20 protein-coding genes are annotated in these 16,108 nt (G+C 64.7%); 15 read left to right on the top strand and 5 right to left on the bottom strand.

Annotated elements, in window-relative coordinates:
• Positions 1–178 precede the first annotated feature (178 nt).
• The 7 genes from C457_RS05580 (at position 179) to C457_RS05550 (ending at position 6,043) form a co-directional block, all read left to right on the top strand.
• Entirely contained in the window at positions 179–1,252 is a 1,074-nt protein-coding gene (locus tag C457_RS05580) for a glucose 1-dehydrogenase (protein WP_008092714.1), read from the top strand.
• Positions 1,249–1,881, top strand: coding sequence for a transcriptional regulator GfcR (gene gfcR, locus C457_RS05575; protein WP_004977525.1), 633 nt, complete (start codon positions 1,249–1,251; stop codon positions 1,879–1,881). Before C457_RS05580 ends, gfcR begins: the two co-directional genes overlap by 4 nt.
• 96 nt (positions 1,882–1,977) lie before the next feature.
• A complete protein-coding gene (locus C457_RS05570; protein WP_004977526.1) occupies positions 1,978–2,322 on the top strand; it encodes a glutaredoxin family protein in 345 nt (114 codons plus the stop codon).
• 168 nt (positions 2,323–2,490) lie between these two features.
• Positions 2,491–3,057 carry a DUF7110 family protein gene (locus C457_RS05565; RefSeq protein ID WP_004043858.1) on the top strand — a complete coding sequence of 189 codons (567 nt, stop codon included), beginning with the start codon at positions 2,491–2,493 and terminating at the stop codon, positions 3,055–3,057.
• Positions 3,058–3,194: 137 nt separating this feature from the next.
• Complete coding sequence (locus C457_RS05560; RefSeq protein WP_008092707.1) at positions 3,195–4,172, top strand: phosphoadenosine phosphosulfate reductase family protein; 978 nt, start codon at positions 3,195–3,197, stop codon at positions 4,170–4,172.
• Positions 4,173–4,306: 134 nt separating this feature from the next.
• Complete coding sequence (locus tag C457_RS05555) at positions 4,307–5,260, top strand: phosphoadenosine phosphosulfate reductase family protein (RefSeq protein WP_008092705.1); 954 nt, start codon at positions 4,307–4,309, stop codon at positions 5,258–5,260.
• Positions 5,261–5,332: 72 nt separating this feature from the next.
• The gene (locus C457_RS05550) at positions 5,333–6,043 is read left to right on the top strand and encodes a diphthine--ammonia ligase (protein ID WP_008092703.1); all 711 of its coding nucleotides are present in this window, start codon (positions 5,333–5,335) and stop codon (positions 6,041–6,043) included.
• A gap of 33 nt (positions 6,044–6,076) precedes the next feature.
• On the opposite strand, the gene C457_RS05545 is transcribed toward C457_RS05550, so the two are convergent.
• On the bottom strand, positions 6,077–7,045 hold the full coding sequence (locus C457_RS05545) for a sugar phosphate nucleotidyltransferase (protein WP_004977531.1): 969 nt from the start codon (positions 7,043–7,045) through the stop codon (positions 6,077–6,079).
• Between the two features lie 114 nt (positions 7,046–7,159).
• Here C457_RS05545 and C457_RS05540 point away from each other — a divergent pair, with 114 nt between their 5' ends.
• A complete protein-coding gene (locus C457_RS05540; protein WP_008092701.1) occupies positions 7,160–7,459 on the top strand; it encodes a transcriptional regulator in 300 nt (99 codons plus the stop codon).
• A gap of 9 nt (positions 7,460–7,468) precedes the next feature.
• Here the strand turns inward: C457_RS05540 and C457_RS05535 are convergent, their stop codons facing one another.
• From C457_RS05535 to C457_RS05520, 4 genes are all read right to left on the bottom strand, one after another.
• Positions 7,469–8,314 carry an HNH endonuclease gene (locus C457_RS05535; RefSeq protein WP_008092700.1) on the bottom strand — a complete coding sequence of 282 codons (846 nt, stop codon included), beginning with the start codon at positions 8,312–8,314 and terminating at the stop codon, positions 7,469–7,471.
• A 69-nt stretch (positions 8,315–8,383) separates the two neighbouring features.
• A complete protein-coding gene (locus C457_RS05530) occupies positions 8,384–9,067 on the bottom strand; it encodes a type 1 glutamine amidotransferase domain-containing protein (RefSeq protein WP_008092698.1) in 684 nt (227 codons plus the stop codon).
• A 102-nt stretch (positions 9,068–9,169) separates the two neighbouring features.
• Positions 9,170–9,736: a hypoxanthine/guanine phosphoribosyltransferase gene (gene hpt / locus C457_RS05525; protein WP_008092696.1), complete on the bottom strand. Its 567-nt coding sequence runs from the start codon at positions 9,734–9,736 to the stop codon at positions 9,170–9,172.
• Between the two features lie 160 nt (positions 9,737–9,896).
• Positions 9,897–10,298, bottom strand: a complete 402-nt coding sequence (locus C457_RS05520; protein ID WP_008092693.1) for a hypothetical protein — start codon at positions 10,296–10,298, stop codon at positions 9,897–9,899.
• Positions 10,299–10,837: 539 nt separating this feature from the next.
• Here C457_RS05520 and C457_RS05515 point away from each other — a divergent pair.
• The 7 genes from C457_RS05515 to C457_RS05485 form a co-directional block, all read left to right on the top strand.
• On the top strand, positions 10,838–11,266 hold the full coding sequence (locus tag C457_RS05515) for an NAD-binding protein (RefSeq protein WP_008092691.1): 429 nt from the start codon (positions 10,838–10,840) through the stop codon (positions 11,264–11,266).
• Between the two features lie 2 nt (positions 11,267–11,268).
• Complete coding sequence (locus C457_RS05510; RefSeq protein ID WP_008092690.1) at positions 11,269–13,470, top strand: universal stress protein; 2,202 nt, start codon at positions 11,269–11,271, stop codon at positions 13,468–13,470.
• 89 nt (positions 13,471–13,559) lie between these two features.
• A complete protein-coding gene (locus tag C457_RS05505; RefSeq protein ID WP_004977538.1) occupies positions 13,560–14,039 on the top strand; it encodes an Lrp/AsnC family transcriptional regulator in 480 nt (159 codons plus the stop codon).
• A gap of 168 nt (positions 14,040–14,207) precedes the next feature.
• Positions 14,208–15,302, top strand: a complete 1,095-nt coding sequence (locus C457_RS05500; protein ID WP_008092689.1) for a monovalent cation/H+ antiporter subunit E — start codon at positions 14,208–14,210, stop codon at positions 15,300–15,302.
• Between the two features lie 2 nt (positions 15,303–15,304).
• Positions 15,305–15,592 carry a cation:proton antiporter gene (locus C457_RS05495; RefSeq protein WP_008092688.1) on the top strand — a complete coding sequence of 96 codons (288 nt, stop codon included), beginning with the start codon at positions 15,305–15,307 and terminating at the stop codon, positions 15,590–15,592.
• Position 15,593: 1 nt separating this feature from the next.
• The gene (mnhG, locus tag C457_RS05490) at positions 15,594–15,911 is read left to right on the top strand and encodes a monovalent cation/H(+) antiporter subunit G (RefSeq protein WP_004977541.1); all 318 of its coding nucleotides are present in this window, start codon (positions 15,594–15,596) and stop codon (positions 15,909–15,911) included.
• A gap of 2 nt (positions 15,912–15,913) precedes the next feature.
• The coding region (locus C457_RS05485; protein ID WP_008092687.1) for a hydrogenase subunit MbhD domain-containing protein at positions 15,914–16,108 on the top strand (195 nt) is incomplete at its 3' end.

Below are 16,108 nucleotides of genomic sequence, written 5' to 3'. Positions count from 1 at the left end.
GGCTTCGGCGCGGTTCGGGCACGGGTTCGGAGAGCGCCGGCACGGTTGGGCTGGACAGGCTGGTCCGCGCGAGACGGTTCGTCATGGGCTGGTGCGACGACGCAGGGCGCTCACCGTGGCTGAATTATTTACTCATCATAGAATAAGTCTTTTGGTGGAGTGGTGCATTGGTGGGGGTATGAAAGCAATCGCCGTCAAGCGCGGGGAAGACAAACCGGTCGTCATCGAGAAGCCGCGACCGGAACCCGACGTCGGGGAGGCGCTCGTCCGAACGCTTCGGGTCGGCGTGGACGGGACGGACCACGAGGTCATCGCCGGCGGCCACGGGGGGTTCCCCGAGGGCGAAGACCACCTCGTGCTCGGCCACGAGGCGGTCGGCATCGTCGTCGACCCGAACGACACCGAACTGGAGGAAGGCGACATCGTCGTGCCGACGGTCCGCCGCCCGCCGGCGTCGGGGACGAACGAGTACTTCGAGAAGGACCAACCCGACATGGCTCCCGACGGGATGTACGCCGAGCGCGGCATCGTCGGCGCACACGGGTTCATGTCCGAGTACTTCACCAGCCCGTCGGACTACCTCGTCCGCATCCCGCGCTCGCAGGCCGAACTCGGCTTCCTCATCGAGCCCATCTCCATCACCGAGAAGGCCCGCGAGCACGCCTACGCGAGCCGCTCCGCGTTCGACTGGAACCCCTCGTCGGCGCTCGTCCTCGGCAACGGGAGCCTCGGGCTCCTGACGCTCGCCATGCTGAACGCCGACGACAAGGGCTACGAGGACCTCTACTGCCTCGGTCGGCGCGACCGACCCGACCCGACTATCGACATCATCGAAAAGCTCGGCGCGACCTACGTCGACTCCCGCGAGACCTCGGTCGAGGAGATTCCGGGCGCACACGAGCACATGGACTTCATCTACGAGGCGACCGGGTTCCCCAAACACGCCATCCAGTCGGTCCAGGCGCTCGCGCCGAACGGCGTCGCCGCACTCCTCGGCGTGCCGAGCGACTGGGAGTTCGAAGTCGACGCCGGCGCGTTCCACCGCGAGATGGTCCTCCACAACAAGGCGCTCGTCGGCAGCGTCAACTCCCACGTCAAGCACTTCGAGGCCGCGACCGTGACGTTCACTAAGCTTCCGCGGTGGTTCCTCCGCGACCTCGTCACCGGCGTCCACCCGCTTTCGGAGTTCGAAGCAGCATTCGAAGACGACGACACCACTATAAAAACGGCCATCGAATTCGGTACTGTATGAAGAACGTCGACGACCTCATCGCCAGCGCGGCGGAGCTCGCGGACCGTGGCCTCTCGAAGGGCGAGATTGCCGACGAGTTGAACGTCTCCCGCGAGACCGCAAGCTGGCTGGTCGAACGGAGCGGTGCGGCGACCGAACCCGAGCCCCAGGTAGAGCCCGACGGCCCCGACGACATCCACGTCGATTGGAACGCCATCGGGAGCGGCGGCAAGCGCCTCACCTACGTCGGGCGCGCGCTCGCCGACCTGCTCATGGAGACGAACGGCGAGGCCGACGTGACCGTCGGTATCGAGAAAGCGGGCGTCCCGCTCGCAACCTCGGTCTCGCGCGAACTCGAAACCACCCTCGCCGCCTACTCGCCCGCGAAACACCAGTGGGACGAAGGCGACATCGAGGACCTCGGCGGCGGCTTCTCCCGGAACTTCGCCCCCGTCGAGGGACGGAACTGCTTCATCGTCGACGACACGGTGACGAGCGGTACGACCCTCCGCGAGACTATCGACGCCATCCGCTCCGAGGGCGGCGAACCCCTCGCGTGCGTGGTCATCGTCGACAAGCAGGGCGTCGAAGAGATAGACGGCGTCCCGGTTCACTCGCTCATCAACGTCGTCCGCGTCGGCGAGCAGTAACGCCCAGCACGGGCCGCCGCGCAGTCGGAGTCGGCCCTGCGGACCGAACCCACCGGCGACGCAACTCCTTTGTCCGCCCGGCGGTTATCTGGGCGCATGACGTTCCAACCGGAGAGCTTGGACCCAGAGGAAGTACAGTCCCGCGTCGACGAAGCCGTCGCGGACAACCGCGTCGTCCTGTTCATGAAGGGTAACCGCCTGATGCCGCAGTGCGGCTACTCCGCGAAGGCGGTCGACCTCATCTCCCAGTACGTCGACGAGTTCGAGACCGTCGACGTGCTGCCCGCGCTCCCGCACTACCGCGAGGCGCTCAAGGAGAAAAGCGACTGGGAGACCATCCCCCAGACGTTCGTCGACGGCGAGTTCGTCGGCGGCAGCGACATCCTCGAAGAGCTCGACGAGCGCGGCGAACTCGAAGCGACGCTGACCGGCGCGAACTGACCGCCGGAAGCGACCCCGGCAGACCGCCGGACTGCGGCCCGACGCCGACTTCTTATCTGTCGCCTAACGAGAAGGGGAGGCCATATAAGCCTCGAACTCGTACATGCACACAGGTATCGCCATCCGGGTGCGCCCGCACCGTGGCTCTCGTCGATACCGAAGCCAACAATGTCAGGCCGCGTATATCGACTCCATTCGACGTTGGAACTGCCACTCGAAGACGTGATGGACTACTTCGAAAACGACCCAGAACTTCCGCCTGAGGTCGAGAACGTAGACATCACCCGCCGAAACAACACCCTCATCATCAAAGCCGTCTCCGCCGACGACAACCTCAGCAAGTACACGCCGACGGCCCAGTTGAAAGCGAGCGTGACGGAAAACCGCGTCTACGAGGAAGAGCCGCCCCGCGCGGGCGCGCCCAACTGGGGAGATGAAGAAGAAGAGGAGATTCCCTCCGAACTCGTCGAGTTCGCCTGCTTCAAGGGCGACCTCGAAACCGTGCTCCAGAACACGGCGCTCCAGTACCCGATGTTCCTCGTCCTCCGCGAGATTGCGATGCTCTCGGAGAAGGGGACGCTGACCGCTATCACCGAGGAAAGCGACGAACTGCAGGCGACGCGCATCGTCGAAGGCGAGGTGCGTGCCGCCTCCGTCGAAGTCGTCGAGAACCCACAGCAGAACGGTTCCTCGGACAGCGGCATCAACTGGCGCGACAACAAGTTCATCTCCTAAACGCGTCGTATCTTCTCATCCTGTCACCGCCGAGCCACGTGAGTCAGCGGCCCAAATCGTGTTCGGCGGTATCACGCGCCACACTCTTCCTCGGGCAAAAAGCATTTACACCGCCTAATTAGATGTAATTACACATCATGTCGGAAGCCGAATCCTTCCCGGACTACCTCGACGTCGACTACACCGACGGCGAAGGTGAGACGCCGGAGGACTACCCGAGTATCGAGGACAAAATCGAGAAGGCCATCGAGGTCACGAAGCAGGGACTCGAGCAGTACGAGAACCCGGCCGTGATGTGGACTGGTGGCAAGGACTCGACGCTCACGCTCTACTTCATCAAGGAGGTCGCAGAGCGCTACGACCTCGAAGTCCCGCCGGCGGTCTTCATCGACCACTACCAGCACTTCGACGAGATCATGGACTTCGTCAAGCACTGGGCCGACGAGTGGGACCTCGACGTCATCTGGGCCCGTAACGAGGACGTCGGCGCGTACGTCGACGAGAACGGCCTCGAACCCGGCGACGACATCCCCGTCTCGGAACTCTCCGAGCACAACCAGCACCACATCCGCAACATCCTCGAGTACGAAGAGGACACCTTCCCCTTCCTGCTCGACACCTACGTCGGCAACCACCTGCTGAAGACCGTCGCGCTCAACGACACCCTCGAGGAGTACGACATCGACGGCGTCATCTCCGGCGTCCGCTGGGACGAACAGGAAGCCCGCGCCGACGAGACGTTCTTCAGCCCCCGTCACAACCCCGACATCTACCCGCCGCACGACCGCATCCAACCCATCCTCCAGTTCGAAGAGAGCGCCGTCTGGGACGCCTTCTGGTACTTCGCGGTCCCGGACACCGTCGAGAACTACCCCGAAGACGGCTACGTCCCCACGAGCGACACCGACCTCCCCGAGGGCGTCACGCAGGAGGACGTGCCCGTCTCGCCGAAGTACTTCGCCGGCTTCCGGAGTCTCGGCAGCGAGGTCTCGACCGACAAGTCCGCCGAGGAACCGGCGTGGCTGCAGGACATGGAGAACACGACCGAGCGCGCGGGCCGCGCACAGGACAAAGAGGACCTGATGGAGCGCCTGCGCGACCTCGGCTACATGTGAAGTCGGTCGACGGCTAACCCGACGAGACGTTCTTTTTCGACGCTGGCTCCCCGACGCCGACTGCAGAGAGTGACTGCGACTGCGACTGTCTCGCAGCGGAAACAGGGATATCCTCAGCGAGCGACATCTGTGGCATGAGCCTCGCGTTCCCCGACTATCTCGACCTCGACTACGCCGACGGCCGAGACCAGACCGCCGCCGACTACCCGACGCTCGAAGACAAACTCCAGAAAGCGGCCGCGGTGACCGCGACCGCCCTCGAACAGTACGAGCGCCCGGCCGTCATGTGGACCGGCGGCAAGGACTCCACGCTCGTCCTCTACGTCGTTCGCGAGGTCGCCGCCGACATGGGCGTTCCCGTCCCGCCCGTCGTCTTTATCGACCACTTCGAGCACTTCGACGAGACCGAGGCGTTCGTCCGCGAGTGGGCCGACCGATGGGGCCTCGACCTCGTCGTCGCCCGTAACGAGGACTTCGCGCGACTCGGCGCGTCGCCCGGCGACGAGATTCCCCTCTCGGACCTCGACGACGACACCCGCCGCGAACTCGCCCGCCTCGGCTACGAGGGCGAGACCATCGTCCTCGACGCCGACACCTTCGAGGGCAACCACCTGCTGAAGACCGTCGCGCTCAACGACACGCTCGAAGACCGCGGCTTCGACGGCGTCTTCTCGGGCGTCCGGTGGGACGAACAGGAAGCCCGCGCCGACGAGACGTTCTTCAGCCCCCGTCACGACTCCGAGAAGTACCCGCCGCACGACCGCGTCCACTCCATCCTCCAGTTCGAGGAGGCCGACGTGTGGGCGGCGTTCTGGAACTACATCGTCCCCGACTCGGTCGAGGGCTATCCCGCGGGCCACGTCCCCGCCGCTCTCGACGACCTCCCCGAGGGCGTCGAACCCGCCGACCTCCCCGTCTCGCCGAAGTACTTCGAGGGCTACCGCTCGCTCGGCACCGAATCCGGCTCCGCGAAGTCCGACGACCGGCCCGCGTGGGTGCAGGACCTCGGCGCGAGCGCGGAGCGCGAGGGGCGCGCGCAGGACAAAGAGGACCTGATGGGTCGGCTTCGCGACTTGGGTTACATGTAATGCGAGCTGCTCGAAACGAGTCCGCGGCGTCCACACCGTAGCGCCTATCTCCCCCAACACGCTATCGCCTCCATGACAGCCGAGTGGGTCAGCCTCTTTTCGGGCGGGAAGGACTCCTCGTGGGCGCTCTACCGCGCGCTCGAGGAGGGTCTGAACGTCACCCGTCTTCTGACCGTCCATCCGAGCGACGACTCGTACATGTACCACGTGCCGGCGACCGACCTCGCCGCGCTCGCCGCCGAAAGCACCGGTATCGAACTCGTCGAGGTCCACCCCGGCGACCTCGAAGCGACCGACGCCGCCGACTCCAGCGCGCAGGGCGACGCCGAACTCGAACCCCTCGAAGCGGCGCTGTCGGACCTCCAGTCCGACATCGACCTCGCGGGCGTCACCGCCGGAGCCATCGAAAGCGAGTTCCAGACCAACCGGATTCAGGCGATGTGCGACCGCCTCGAAATCGACCTGTTCGCCCCGCTGTGGCAGGAAGAGCCCCGCGAACTCGGCGACGCCATGCTTGAGGCGGGCTTCGAAATCACCATCATCCAGGTCGCGGCCCACGGTCTCGACGAGTCGTGGCTCGGCCGGACGCTCGACGCCGACGCGCTCGACGAACTGGAGGCGCTCAACGAGCAGTACGGCGTCCACATCCTCGGCGAGGGCGGCGAGTTCGAGACGCTCGTCACCGACGGTCCGCACATGGACCGCCCCATCGAACTGGAGTACGAGACGGAGTGGGAGGGGACTCGCGGCAGGCTCCACATCACCGACGCGTATCTCGGCTAAGAAAGAGCGTCCGCGGTTGCAGTTCGGACCGCGTTACTGGCCGTTCGTCAGCCGCGAGTGCGCCCCGATGAGGGCGTTCGAGAGGTCGAGGCTCTCGATGTGAGTCTCCTCGTCGACGATGGAGTTCTTCAGCTCCGCGTTTCGGATGACCGCGCCGGGGAAGACCACGGACTCTTCGAGCACGGAGTCTTCGACCACCGCGTTGGCCATCACGTGGACGTTGGTGCCGACCTCGGTGTTCGTGAGCGTCGCCGACTCGTGGACGAAGTTTTCGCCGCCGAGGTACCACGCCACGGCGTCGAGGTAGCTCTGGGGCGTGCCGATGTCGAACCACGCGCCGTCGAACGTGTAGGCGAACACGTCGCCGTTCTGCTGGAGCCACTGCATGAACCAGCCGGGCTCGTCGGGGTTGTTGTCGCCGGAGAGATACTCGTCGAACTTGGGCAGGTCGTCCGCCGGGAAGGCGTAGCAGGCGATGGAGACGAGCGTGCTCTTGGGGTCTTCGGGCTTCTCCTGGAAGTTGATGACGCGGTCGCCGTCGAGTTCGACGAGGCCGTAGGACTTCGCGCGCTCCTTGTCGCCCACGTCGTAGGCGGCGAGACACGGCTCGTTTTTCTCGTAGAAGAAGTCCACGAAGTCGCCCACGTCGAAGCTGATGAGGTTGTCGCCCGCGATGACGACGAGGTCCTCTTCGACCTCCTCGCGGTCGATGAGCTGGGCGAGCGCGCCCACGACGCCGAACTTCTCGTCTTCCTCGCTGGTGTCTTCGACCGACAGCGTCGGCTTTTCGAACGGCGATTCGTCGATGTACTCCTCGAATGCGCCGGCGAAGCGCTCGTTCGTGCTCACGAACACCTCAGAGACCCGGTCGTCGGCTTCCAGGTCTTCGAAGATGGTGTCGATGACCGTCTGGTCACCGACGGGTAAGAACATCTTGGGTCGGTGTTTGGTAATCGGCCACAGACGCGTTGCGTACCCACCGGCAAGGACGACTGCCTTCATATCCCCCAAATCCCACCACGTGGACAAGGCCTTTTTGCATCCTCTCTATCTTTCTGACACTTCCGGGCGGAAGGCGGCGCAAGGGATTTTCCCTTCGACTCCCAATCGAGCGATATGACAGTCCGGGAGTCCGACACGACGGCCCGCCAGCGCATCGCCGACGCCCTCCGCGACGACCCCGCGACGGCCTCCGAGCTTTCGGCGAGCGTCGGCGTCTCGGTGTCGTCGGTGTACGGCCACCTCCAGCACGTCGCCCAAACAGTCCACGGAGCGGACGGCGAGCAGTTCCTCGTCGCGCCGCCGGAGTGCAAACACTGCGGCTTCAGCGCCTTCGACGACCCCGTGAACTACCCCTCGCGGTGCCCGGAGTGTCGAAGCGAGGGCATCGAAGAGGCCGTGTTCAAAATCGAGTAGTCGGTCGGTCTAAAACGACGCCACGGTCCGATTGTGGTAGTCGAGAAAGTCGGCGTCGAGGCCGTGGTCCTCGCGGACCGAAAGCGAGGTGCCGTCCAACTCGCGTTCGTAGGCGTGGGCGATGGTGTACGTCTCGGGGTCGACGGCTATCATTCCGTAGTCGAAGTCAGCGTGGTGGTCCGGACAGAGAACGAGGAGATTCGCCTCGACGTCCGGGCCGTCGTGGGGTCGCCCGAGCGGTTTGAGATGGTGCGCCTCCGCGTAGCCGTCGTGGACACCTCGACGGCGACGCTCTCCACAGACCTGGCACGTGTGAGAGTACCGCTCTTTCAACTCGGTCGCAAGCGCCGTGTTTCGAATGATTCGGCTTCGCGTCGTCTCGGTGCGTTCCGCGGGCGCGAGGTCGGCCGCGGCTTCTTCCTCGTCGATCCGCTCTCGCCTTTCGTGACGGCGGCGGAGCACGAATCGGTAGACGTCCCTGTCGTCTCCCTCGAACGGGCCGTGCGCGTAGTCGACGACTTCGACCTGACCCTGGTACTCCCAGTCAGCCCCGGCCGACCCTCGATGGAAGAAAAATATCGGTAACGGATGGTGTTTGGCCCGCGCGAGGAACTTGTTGCCACCGGTGAGCGTCTGGTCGCCGGTCCGCCCCTCTCCGATGTACGTGAACTGGCCGCCGGTCACGTCGTCGCCGTACGGTCCGGTGTCGCTCGAAAAGAGGCGGAGATACCGCTGGTCGTCGTCGTCGTAACAGATTTCGATGCCGCGGCCCGTCATTCCGCGGTCGAATCGGGACCGGAGTTCCGACCCGCTCAACCGCTCTCCGGGTTCGAGCGAGAGCCCTGCGAGTTTCACGACGGAACCGACGAACGAGTCACGAAAAAGGGTTCCCCACGATGGTTCGTTCCCTCCGGCCGGTGCCGTTTATGCCGCGTCTAACTCGTCCAAGAGCGCCCGCGCTGCCGCCGACGAGGAGCCGGGACCGCGTGCGGTGATGAGGTCGCCGTCGACCGTGACGCTGGTGTCGCTGTCGAGTTCGGCGTCCCAGACGCCGCCGGCGGCCTTCACCTCGTCTTCGACCCAGTACGGGAGCTTCCGGCCGTCGGGCATCAGGTCGTTTTCGTCGACGATGCCGTCCTCCCACTCGTTGGGGAAGCCGGTGACCTCGCGTCCCTCGACGAGGAACGAGCCGTCGGCCTCGCGGGTGAACCCGAGGATGCCGACCGCGTGACAGACGACGAGCGCCTTCGAGTCGTCGCCAGCGACCGCCTGCAAGAGCGCCTGTCGGGCGTGTCGGTCCTGATTGATGTCCCACGCGGTTCCGTGGCCGCCGGGGAACACCACGGCGTCGTACTCGCGGGCGTCGACCTGCGCAATCGGCTCCGGATTCTGCAGTCGCTCGTCGTTCTCGTGGACCTCGACGACGCGTTCGGCGAGTTCCTCACCGACCTCCTCGGGGTCGATAGAGCGCTCGTCGACGACCGGCGGCGCGCCCGTCGGCGTCGCGACCGTCACGTCCACCTCGGCGTCGGTCAGGGTAGTGAGCGGCTCGATACATTCCTCTCCCCAGTAGCCGTCTTCGCTGACGATGAAAAGCGCCGATGTCATCGCTCCCGGGTACGGTCCGGCCACAAAAAGGCCCCGCGGAGGCGGAAATCCGCGGGGGAGGGCGGCGCGACGGTGAGGCGTCGCGGCCGCGTCGGTGTCGGGTCAGTCGTCGCCGTGTTCGTCGACGATGACGACTTCGCCGTCTTCGACGGTGACGTTGATGAGCGTCTTGACGTGGTGGTCCGAGTCGTCGAGTTCGTTCGGGCCGGCCTTCTTGATGATGGCGACGGTGTCGACGACGTCCGCGCCGATGTGGTCGAGCGCGTCGAGGACAGCCTTCATCGTGCCGCCGGTCGAGAGCACGTCGTCGAGGACGAGCACGCGGTCGCCCTCGTTCACGTCGTTGATGAACATGTCGCCCTCGGAGTAGCCCGTCTGCTGGTGGAGCGAGACCTCGCCGTCGAGGCCGTACTCGCGCTTGCGGATGACGACGAGCGGGATGTCCGTCATGAGCGAGACGGCCGTCGAGATGTGGATGCCCATCGCCGCGGGCGTGACGATTTTGTCGACGTTTTCGAGGTTCGCCTTGCGGATAATCTTGATGACGATTTCGCGCAGGAGACCCGGTTTCAGCATCGGAACGCCGTCGCTGATGGGGTGGACGAAGTACTCGTAATCTCCTTTTTCGATGATCGGCGCGTCGAGAAGGGACTGCCGCAACTGGTCCATGGCGCTCGTTTCCCCGGTTAGGCATAAAATGTGGCGGTTCGATGGCTCTCGGACACGCCGACCCACGTCTCGCGGTATCGACTACCGTGGACCGACCGACGCCGAGCGCGACCGCTCTCCGACAACAGTCTCTGCACGGAGCGCCCCGCTCCGTGGACGGTTACATTCCGCCGAGAAGCTTCGAGGCGGTCTTCACCAGCGGCTCGACCGTCTCGTCGGGTTCGACGAAAAGCAACATGCCGCGGCCGCCGCAGTAGACCTGCAACACGCCGTAGCCGTCGCGTTCCTCGAACCGATACTCGACGCTGCTTTGCACCGGACTAAGCCCGGAAAACAGTCCGCGCTCCATGAACTCGCGCCGAGTCTCTTCGGCGAGCGAACTCAGATGCGTCACGAGTTCGTCGCGGCTCCCAAAATCCTCTCGGACGGCCTCGCCGACGTGGAATAGGTCGAACGCCGTCGCACCGTAGACGGCGACCAGAGAGACTGCCCCCTTCGCAGTCCCCCGAAGCGCGTCCATTGCGACCTCGCTGTCGGGTCCCGGTCCGTTGGCGGATGCCATTCGTGACGGGTCGATTATCATTCGTTTCCCCCCTTGCCCTGACGCTGCGCGTCTCCCTGCCCGGAGCGCGCGCCTGGACGTATCATGCATGTCCGATTGTGAGTCAGTATTATAAATTTGAGGGTCACACTGGAGGTAATAATTCGCCCCCGCCAAATCCGGCCGGAAACCACCTGACACCGGCGTTTACTGCGAGCCCTGACTCCCTGATTTGACCCCGGTCTCGAGGGCGGCGTTTCGACCCCCTCGTGGCTAGTAGGAACCGTTAACAAATGTATCCGAGAGCTCGATATCGTACAAACACACCGATTTTTGCTGAACTACGCTGCCCGTATTTTCAGTTATTTCATCCCAAAACCAACAGACAGCGTAGTGGTTCGGGTGGGGTTCCGCCTTCGCCAGTATCCTAGGACGATTCGACAAATATCATCCTTTCATTTTGTCGATTGGCTACAAAACCCGATTGAAATATATGCTTTCGTCCCATAGATAGCGTGAGTGACCGAACGCTGCGCCCAGTTTGAGTCACGACCATACCCATGATACACCAACCACTCGTACTCGGTGGAGAGCACGCGGGTCGCGCGCTCGCCGAGCGACTACTGGAGGAGTACGAATCCGTCACGTTCATCGACGAGAACGAGGCAGTGGTCGCCCACGCGATCGAACGCGGCATCGACGCGCGAGTCGCGGCGTTCGACGAGCCACAGTCCCTCCGAACCGCGTGGAACGCAGACGCGGACGCGGTCATCGTCGTGGGGCGGGTCGACCCGACGAACCTGCTTCTCACGCAGGCCTCGCGGACGACGTTCGACGTCGACCGGGTCACCGTGCTCGTTAACGACCCGCAGAACACGGACGTGTTCGAGGACCTCGGTGTGGAAGTCATCTGCGTCACGTCGCTCGTCACTGACATGGTCGTCGGGTCGAGCGCCGAACCGGCAGAGGACGCCCGAGCGGGTGGATAACCGTGGAAAAAACACTCGAACGAGACCTCGGTCTCTTCTCGGTGCTCGCGATCAGTATCGGGGCGATGGTCGGCAGCGGAATCTTCATTTTACCGGCGCTTGCGGTCGACATCGCGGGTCCCGCGGTTATCCTGGCGTACTTGATCGCCGGCATTCTCGTGCTGCCCGCGGCGCTGTCGAAATCCGAGATGGCGACGGCGATGCCCGAAGCCGGCGGCACCTACCTGTTCATCGAGCGAGGGATGGGTCCACTGTTGGGAACCATCGCCGGTATCGGCACGTGGTTCTCGCTCTCGTTCAAGGGTGCGCTCGCACTCGTCGGCGGCGTGCCGTACCTGCTGTTGCTGTTCGACGTCCCCTCCACGGTCGTCACGCCGGTCGCACTCGCGCTCGCGGCGCTCCTCGTCGTCGTCAACCTCGTCGGGGCGAAACAGACCGGGAGGCTACAGGTCGGAATCGTCGCCATCATGCTCGTCGCGCTCGTCTGGTTCGTCCTCGGCGGGACGCCGACCGTCGAGTCGACGAACTTCCGTCCGTTCTTCAACGGCGGAGTCGGCGGCTTGCTCACCGCGACCGGCCTCGTGTTCGTCTCCTACGCGGGCGTGACGAAAGTAGCGAGCGTCGCCGAGGAGGTCGAAGACCCCGACCGAAACATCCCGCTCGGCATCCTCGGGTCGCTCGGGTTCACGACGGTCCTCTACGTCCTCATCGTCGCCGTGATGGTCGGGGTCACCGACCGCGGCGTCCTCGCCGAGAGCGCGACGCCGATGGCGCTCGCCGCGGAGGCTTCGCTCGGAACCGCCGGCGTCGTCGCCGTCGTCGTGGCTGCGGTCCTCGCGCTGGTCAGTACCGCGAACGCCGGGGTTCTCTCCTCGTCGCGGTACCCGTTCGCGATGAGCCGAGACAAACTTGCCCCGCCGTCGCTGTCGACGATCAGCGACCGGTTCGGAACCCCGAGCACGTCGATTACCCTCACGGGCGTCGTACTGTTGCTCCTCATCGCGTTCGTTCCGCTGCTCGACATCGCGAAGCTCGCGAGCGCGTTCCAGCTTCTCGTGTTCGTCCTCATCAACCTCGCCGTCGTCGCGTTCCGAGAGGGACACGTCGAGTACGAGCCGTCGTTCACCTCGCCGCTGTATCCGTGGATACAGGTGTTCGGCGCGCTCAGCGGTCTCGTCCTCCTCACGCAGATGGGGACCGTCCCGCTCGTCGGCGCAGTCGTTCTCACAATCGCGGGCGCCCTCTGGTTCTTCGTCTACGCCCGGTCTCGCGTCGACCGCGAGGGCGCGGCCGCCGACGCTGTCCGCCAAGAGGTCAGCCGCAACGCGGTCGAACGAGCCGAAGCGGCCATCCAAGCGCACCGCGACGAGTACCACGCCCTCGTGGCAATTTCGCACGACATCTCGAAAGCCAGAGAGCGGGCGCTGATTCAGGTGGCTTCGAGGCTCGCTCGCGCCAACGACGGGCGGGTCACGGTCGCGCGGTTCGAGACGGTGCCGGACCAGACGTCCTTGGCCTACGCGTCAGCGGTCGAATCGCCCGCAGACGTCGAGTTCGAACGACAGACCGACGAGCCCGACGACGAGTTCGGCGTGCCGATACGGTGCGGCACCATCGTCACCCACGACACGCGACACGCGGTCGTCAACTACGCCGACAACCAGGACGTCGACTTCCTCCTCGTAGAGCACCCGACGGGGACAAAGCGCGTGAGCGAGCGGCTCTTCGGAACCGATACGTCGTGGATTCTCCGCCACGCACCCTGCGAAGCCGGTCTACTCAAGGGGCCCGAACTCGACGGGATTCGCACCGTCGAACTGCTCGCGAGCCAGGGGCCGTACGACCCGACGAAAGTCGCCGTCGCGGACGCGCTGGCGAGCGAGTCCGAAGGTCGAATCCACCTGAGTCACTGCGGGGACACCACCGACTCGGCGGCCCGGCGACAGTCCCTCGAACAGTACAAAGCCGACATCGCCGAGTTGTGTAGCGCTCCCGTCGAGATGGGGACGCTCTCCACGGACGGTGGCCGCCACGCCCCGTCGACCGAGAGTGACCTCCTCGTTGTGGCCGCCGACGAGTGGAACGGGGCGTCGGACGCGAAGGCGGTCATCGACGAGTGGAGCGGTTCGGTACTCGCGGTTCACGGTCAGGACGCGGCTCGACGCGGGCGACTCATGCGCGCGCTCGACCGTCGGTTGTTCTGACCTCGGCGGGCAGTTCACCGCTTTCCGCGCGTTCATCGGTGGTTTACGCGACCAAAACACATATTTTCAGGAGCCCCATTGGTCGGCTCATGGCGTCGACATCCATCGACGAGCTCGATAGATACATCCTTTATGCGCTGCAGAAAGACGCGCGACACACGTCGGGAAACGATATCGCGTCCGCACGTAACGTCTCTTCGAGTACGGTTCGAAACCGGATTTCGAAGCTCGAATCGAGCGGGATTATCCGGGGGAGCCACCTCGACATCGACTACGAGGCGCTCGGCTACCAGCTCCACACTATCATCTTCTGTACGGCGCCGATTTCGAAGCGAGAAGAGCTCGCGAAGAACGCCCTCTCGGTCGAGGGAGTCATCTCGGTTCGGGAGATTATGTCCGGCGAGAAGAACGTCCACATCGTCGCGCTCGGTCGAAACAGCGACGACTTGAGTCGAATCGGACGCGAACTCAGCGATATGGGGTTCGAGATTGCAGAAGAAGAGATAATCCGCAACGAGTACACCTGTCCCTACAGCCCGTTCGCCGGAGACTCGACGAACGAGCCGTAACCCCGGATGTCGACGCCGTTTCAGCGGTCTCGATTGGACACCGCGACCCGCGTCTGACCGTCGGATAGCGGAAAGGGTTTTGCTTGGCTTTCGCTACAGACACGTAGTACCAATGAGCCAGTATCGAACGTCCCGACGAATCGTCCGGTCCGACTTCGGAGGTGGCTGATGCCCGATACGAGTTCCCGAATTCTCGTTCCGGTCGGAGAGTCGTCCACGTTCCGGAACACCGTCGCATACGCGGTCCGCGAGGCGCGGCGCATCGCCGCGGAAACCGGCGAAGAATCGACCGTTCACTTCGTGTACCCCGTCCGATGGCAACTGGTCGACGAGAGCGAGCGTTCGGCGGCTGACGCCGTCGCCGATGCCCTCGAACGGGCGCGCGTCTGGGCGAACGATGACCTCGACTACGACGACGACGGCGACCTCGACGCCGAGGACGTCTCGGTCTCTATCGAAACCGCCGTCGTCGGCGAGGACCGATACCTCTTCTCACCGAACGATTTCGCCGAAGTACTCCTGGAGTACGCTCATGACCGCGGCCTCGACCGCATCGTTCTCGACCCGGAGTACCAACCCGGCGGGAGCGCGCCGATGCTCCAGCCCCTCGAGTTCGAACTCGCGCGGTCGGGGTTGCTGGTCGAAGAGGCGCCGGTCGACCGCGTCGTCGAGCGCGGCCGGCTTCCCAGCCGAGCGAACGTTTCGAAGGCCCTCGCCATGTTCGGCGTCTCGTTCGGATTCTATCTCCTCCTCGCGGGAGTCTTCGACACGTTCAACCTCGTCACCGGCGCGGTCTCCGCCGGCGTCGTGACGGCGGTCTTCGCGCGCATCTCGTTCGTAAACACGCCGTCCGCGACCGGAACCGTCGCCCGCATCGCCCGCTTTCTCCTCTACGTTCCCTACCTGCTGTGGGAGATCGTGAAGGCCAACTTCTCCGTGGCCTACATCATCCTTCACCCGGACCTCCCCATCGACCCGGAGATGCAGCGGTACCGGGCGGCGATTTGGGGCGACCTCTCGGTGACGACCCTCGCGAACAGCATCACGCTCACGCCGGGGACCCTGACCGTCGATATGGACCGGGACAGTCTCATCATCCACTCGCTCACCGGCTCCGCCCGAGACGGACTCGCGGGCGGCGCACTCGAACGCGCCGTTCGGTTCGTCTTTTACGGACGCTCGGCGGCGCGTATCCCGACGCCCGCCGAGCGCGGGACGATAGCCTCGTGGACCGACGACGACCAAACGGACGGTGACGAGTAACGATGCTCGGACAGCTCTCGACGTTCGAGACGGTGTTACTCGGTGCCGCGGGCGCGTTCATCACGTTCGCGGTCGTCCTCCTGTACCGCGTCGTCCGCGGACCGACGATGGAAGACCGCGTCATCGCGATCAACGCCATCGGGACGAACACGGTCGTCGTGTTGGCGCTCGTCGCCGCGGCGTTCGGTCTCTCCGGATTCCTGGACGTCGCGCTCGTGTACGCGCTCTTGAACTTCCTCGCCAGCATCGCCATCTCCAAGTTCATCGTCGAGCGCGGAGGTGTCCTCTGAGATGACGCCGCTCGAATACCTCGTCGTGGGACTCGTCCTCGCGGGCGTCTTCTTCAGCTTCGTCGCGGTCGTCGGAATCATCCGACTGCCCGACCTCTACACCCGCGCCCACGCGACCTCGAAGAGCGATACGCTCGGAACGGTGCTCTCTCTCGGCGGCATCGCGCTCCTGTTCGGCGCGGAGGTCTCCGCCGTCAAGACGGTCTTGCTTCTGTTGTTCATGCTCATCACTAACCCGACGGCCGCTCACGCCATCGCACGGGCGGCCCACGACCAAGGTATCGAACCGTGGACCGCGAGCGATGAGGAGGGCGACTGAACGTGCAGTTACTCCTCTACGGGGTGTTGCTGACGTTCGTCGTCTTCGCCGCGCTCGCCGTGGCCTTCCTCCGAGACATCCTCAGCGCGATTATCGCGTTCGCCGGGTTCAGCTTCGGCGTCGCAATCGTCTACATCCTCCTCAGAGCGCCCGACGTCGCGCTGACGGAAGCGGCCGTCGGGGCGGGTGTCACGACG

It is taken from the genome of Haloferax prahovense DSM 18310, from assembly GCF_000336815.1.
GTDB classification, from domain to species: Archaea; Halobacteriota; Halobacteria; order Halobacteriales; family Haloferacaceae; genus Haloferax; species Haloferax prahovense.
Note: the sequence above shows the minus strand (reverse complement) of the source record. Positions and strands in the feature narration are given on the sequence as shown.

Coding starts and splice junctions, on each gene's coding strand:
- C457_RS05515 (WP_008092691.1), top strand. CDS start 10,838: ATGATACACCAACCACTCGTACTCGGTGGAGAGCACGCGGGTCGCGCG.
- C457_RS05570 (WP_004977526.1), top strand. CDS start 1,978: ATGACGTTCCAACCGGAGAGCTTGGACCCAGAGGAAGTACAGTCCCGC.
- gfcR (WP_004977525.1), top strand. CDS start 1,249: ATGAAGAACGTCGACGACCTCATCGCCAGCGCGGCGGAGCTCGCGGAC.
- C457_RS05520 (WP_008092693.1), bottom strand. CDS start 10,298: ATGGCATCCGCCAACGGACCGGGACCCGACAGCGAGGTCGCAATGGAC.
- C457_RS05495 (WP_008092688.1), top strand. CDS start 15,305: ATGCTCGGACAGCTCTCGACGTTCGAGACGGTGTTACTCGGTGCCGCG.
- C457_RS05580 (WP_008092714.1), top strand. CDS start 179: ATGAAAGCAATCGCCGTCAAGCGCGGGGAAGACAAACCGGTCGTCATC.
- C457_RS05505 (WP_004977538.1), top strand. CDS start 13,560: ATGGCGTCGACATCCATCGACGAGCTCGATAGATACATCCTTTATGCG.
- C457_RS05560 (WP_008092707.1), top strand. CDS start 3,195: ATGTCGGAAGCCGAATCCTTCCCGGACTACCTCGACGTCGACTACACC.
- C457_RS05545 (WP_004977531.1), bottom strand. CDS start 7,045: ATGAAGGCAGTCGTCCTTGCCGGTGGGTACGCAACGCGTCTGTGGCCG.
- C457_RS05565 (WP_004043858.1), top strand. CDS start 2,491: ATGTCAGGCCGCGTATATCGACTCCATTCGACGTTGGAACTGCCACTC.
- C457_RS05500 (WP_008092689.1), top strand. CDS start 14,208: ATGCCCGATACGAGTTCCCGAATTCTCGTTCCGGTCGGAGAGTCGTCC.
- C457_RS05540 (WP_008092701.1), top strand. CDS start 7,160: ATGACAGTCCGGGAGTCCGACACGACGGCCCGCCAGCGCATCGCCGAC.
- C457_RS05555 (WP_008092705.1), top strand. CDS start 4,307: ATGAGCCTCGCGTTCCCCGACTATCTCGACCTCGACTACGCCGACGGC.
- C457_RS05530 (WP_008092698.1), bottom strand. CDS start 9,067: ATGACATCGGCGCTTTTCATCGTCAGCGAAGACGGCTACTGGGGAGAG.
- C457_RS05550 (WP_008092703.1), top strand. CDS start 5,333: ATGACAGCCGAGTGGGTCAGCCTCTTTTCGGGCGGGAAGGACTCCTCG.
- hpt (WP_008092696.1), bottom strand. CDS start 9,736: ATGGACCAGTTGCGGCAGTCCCTTCTCGACGCGCCGATCATCGAAAAA.
- mnhG (WP_004977541.1), top strand. CDS start 15,594: ATGACGCCGCTCGAATACCTCGTCGTGGGACTCGTCCTCGCGGGCGTC.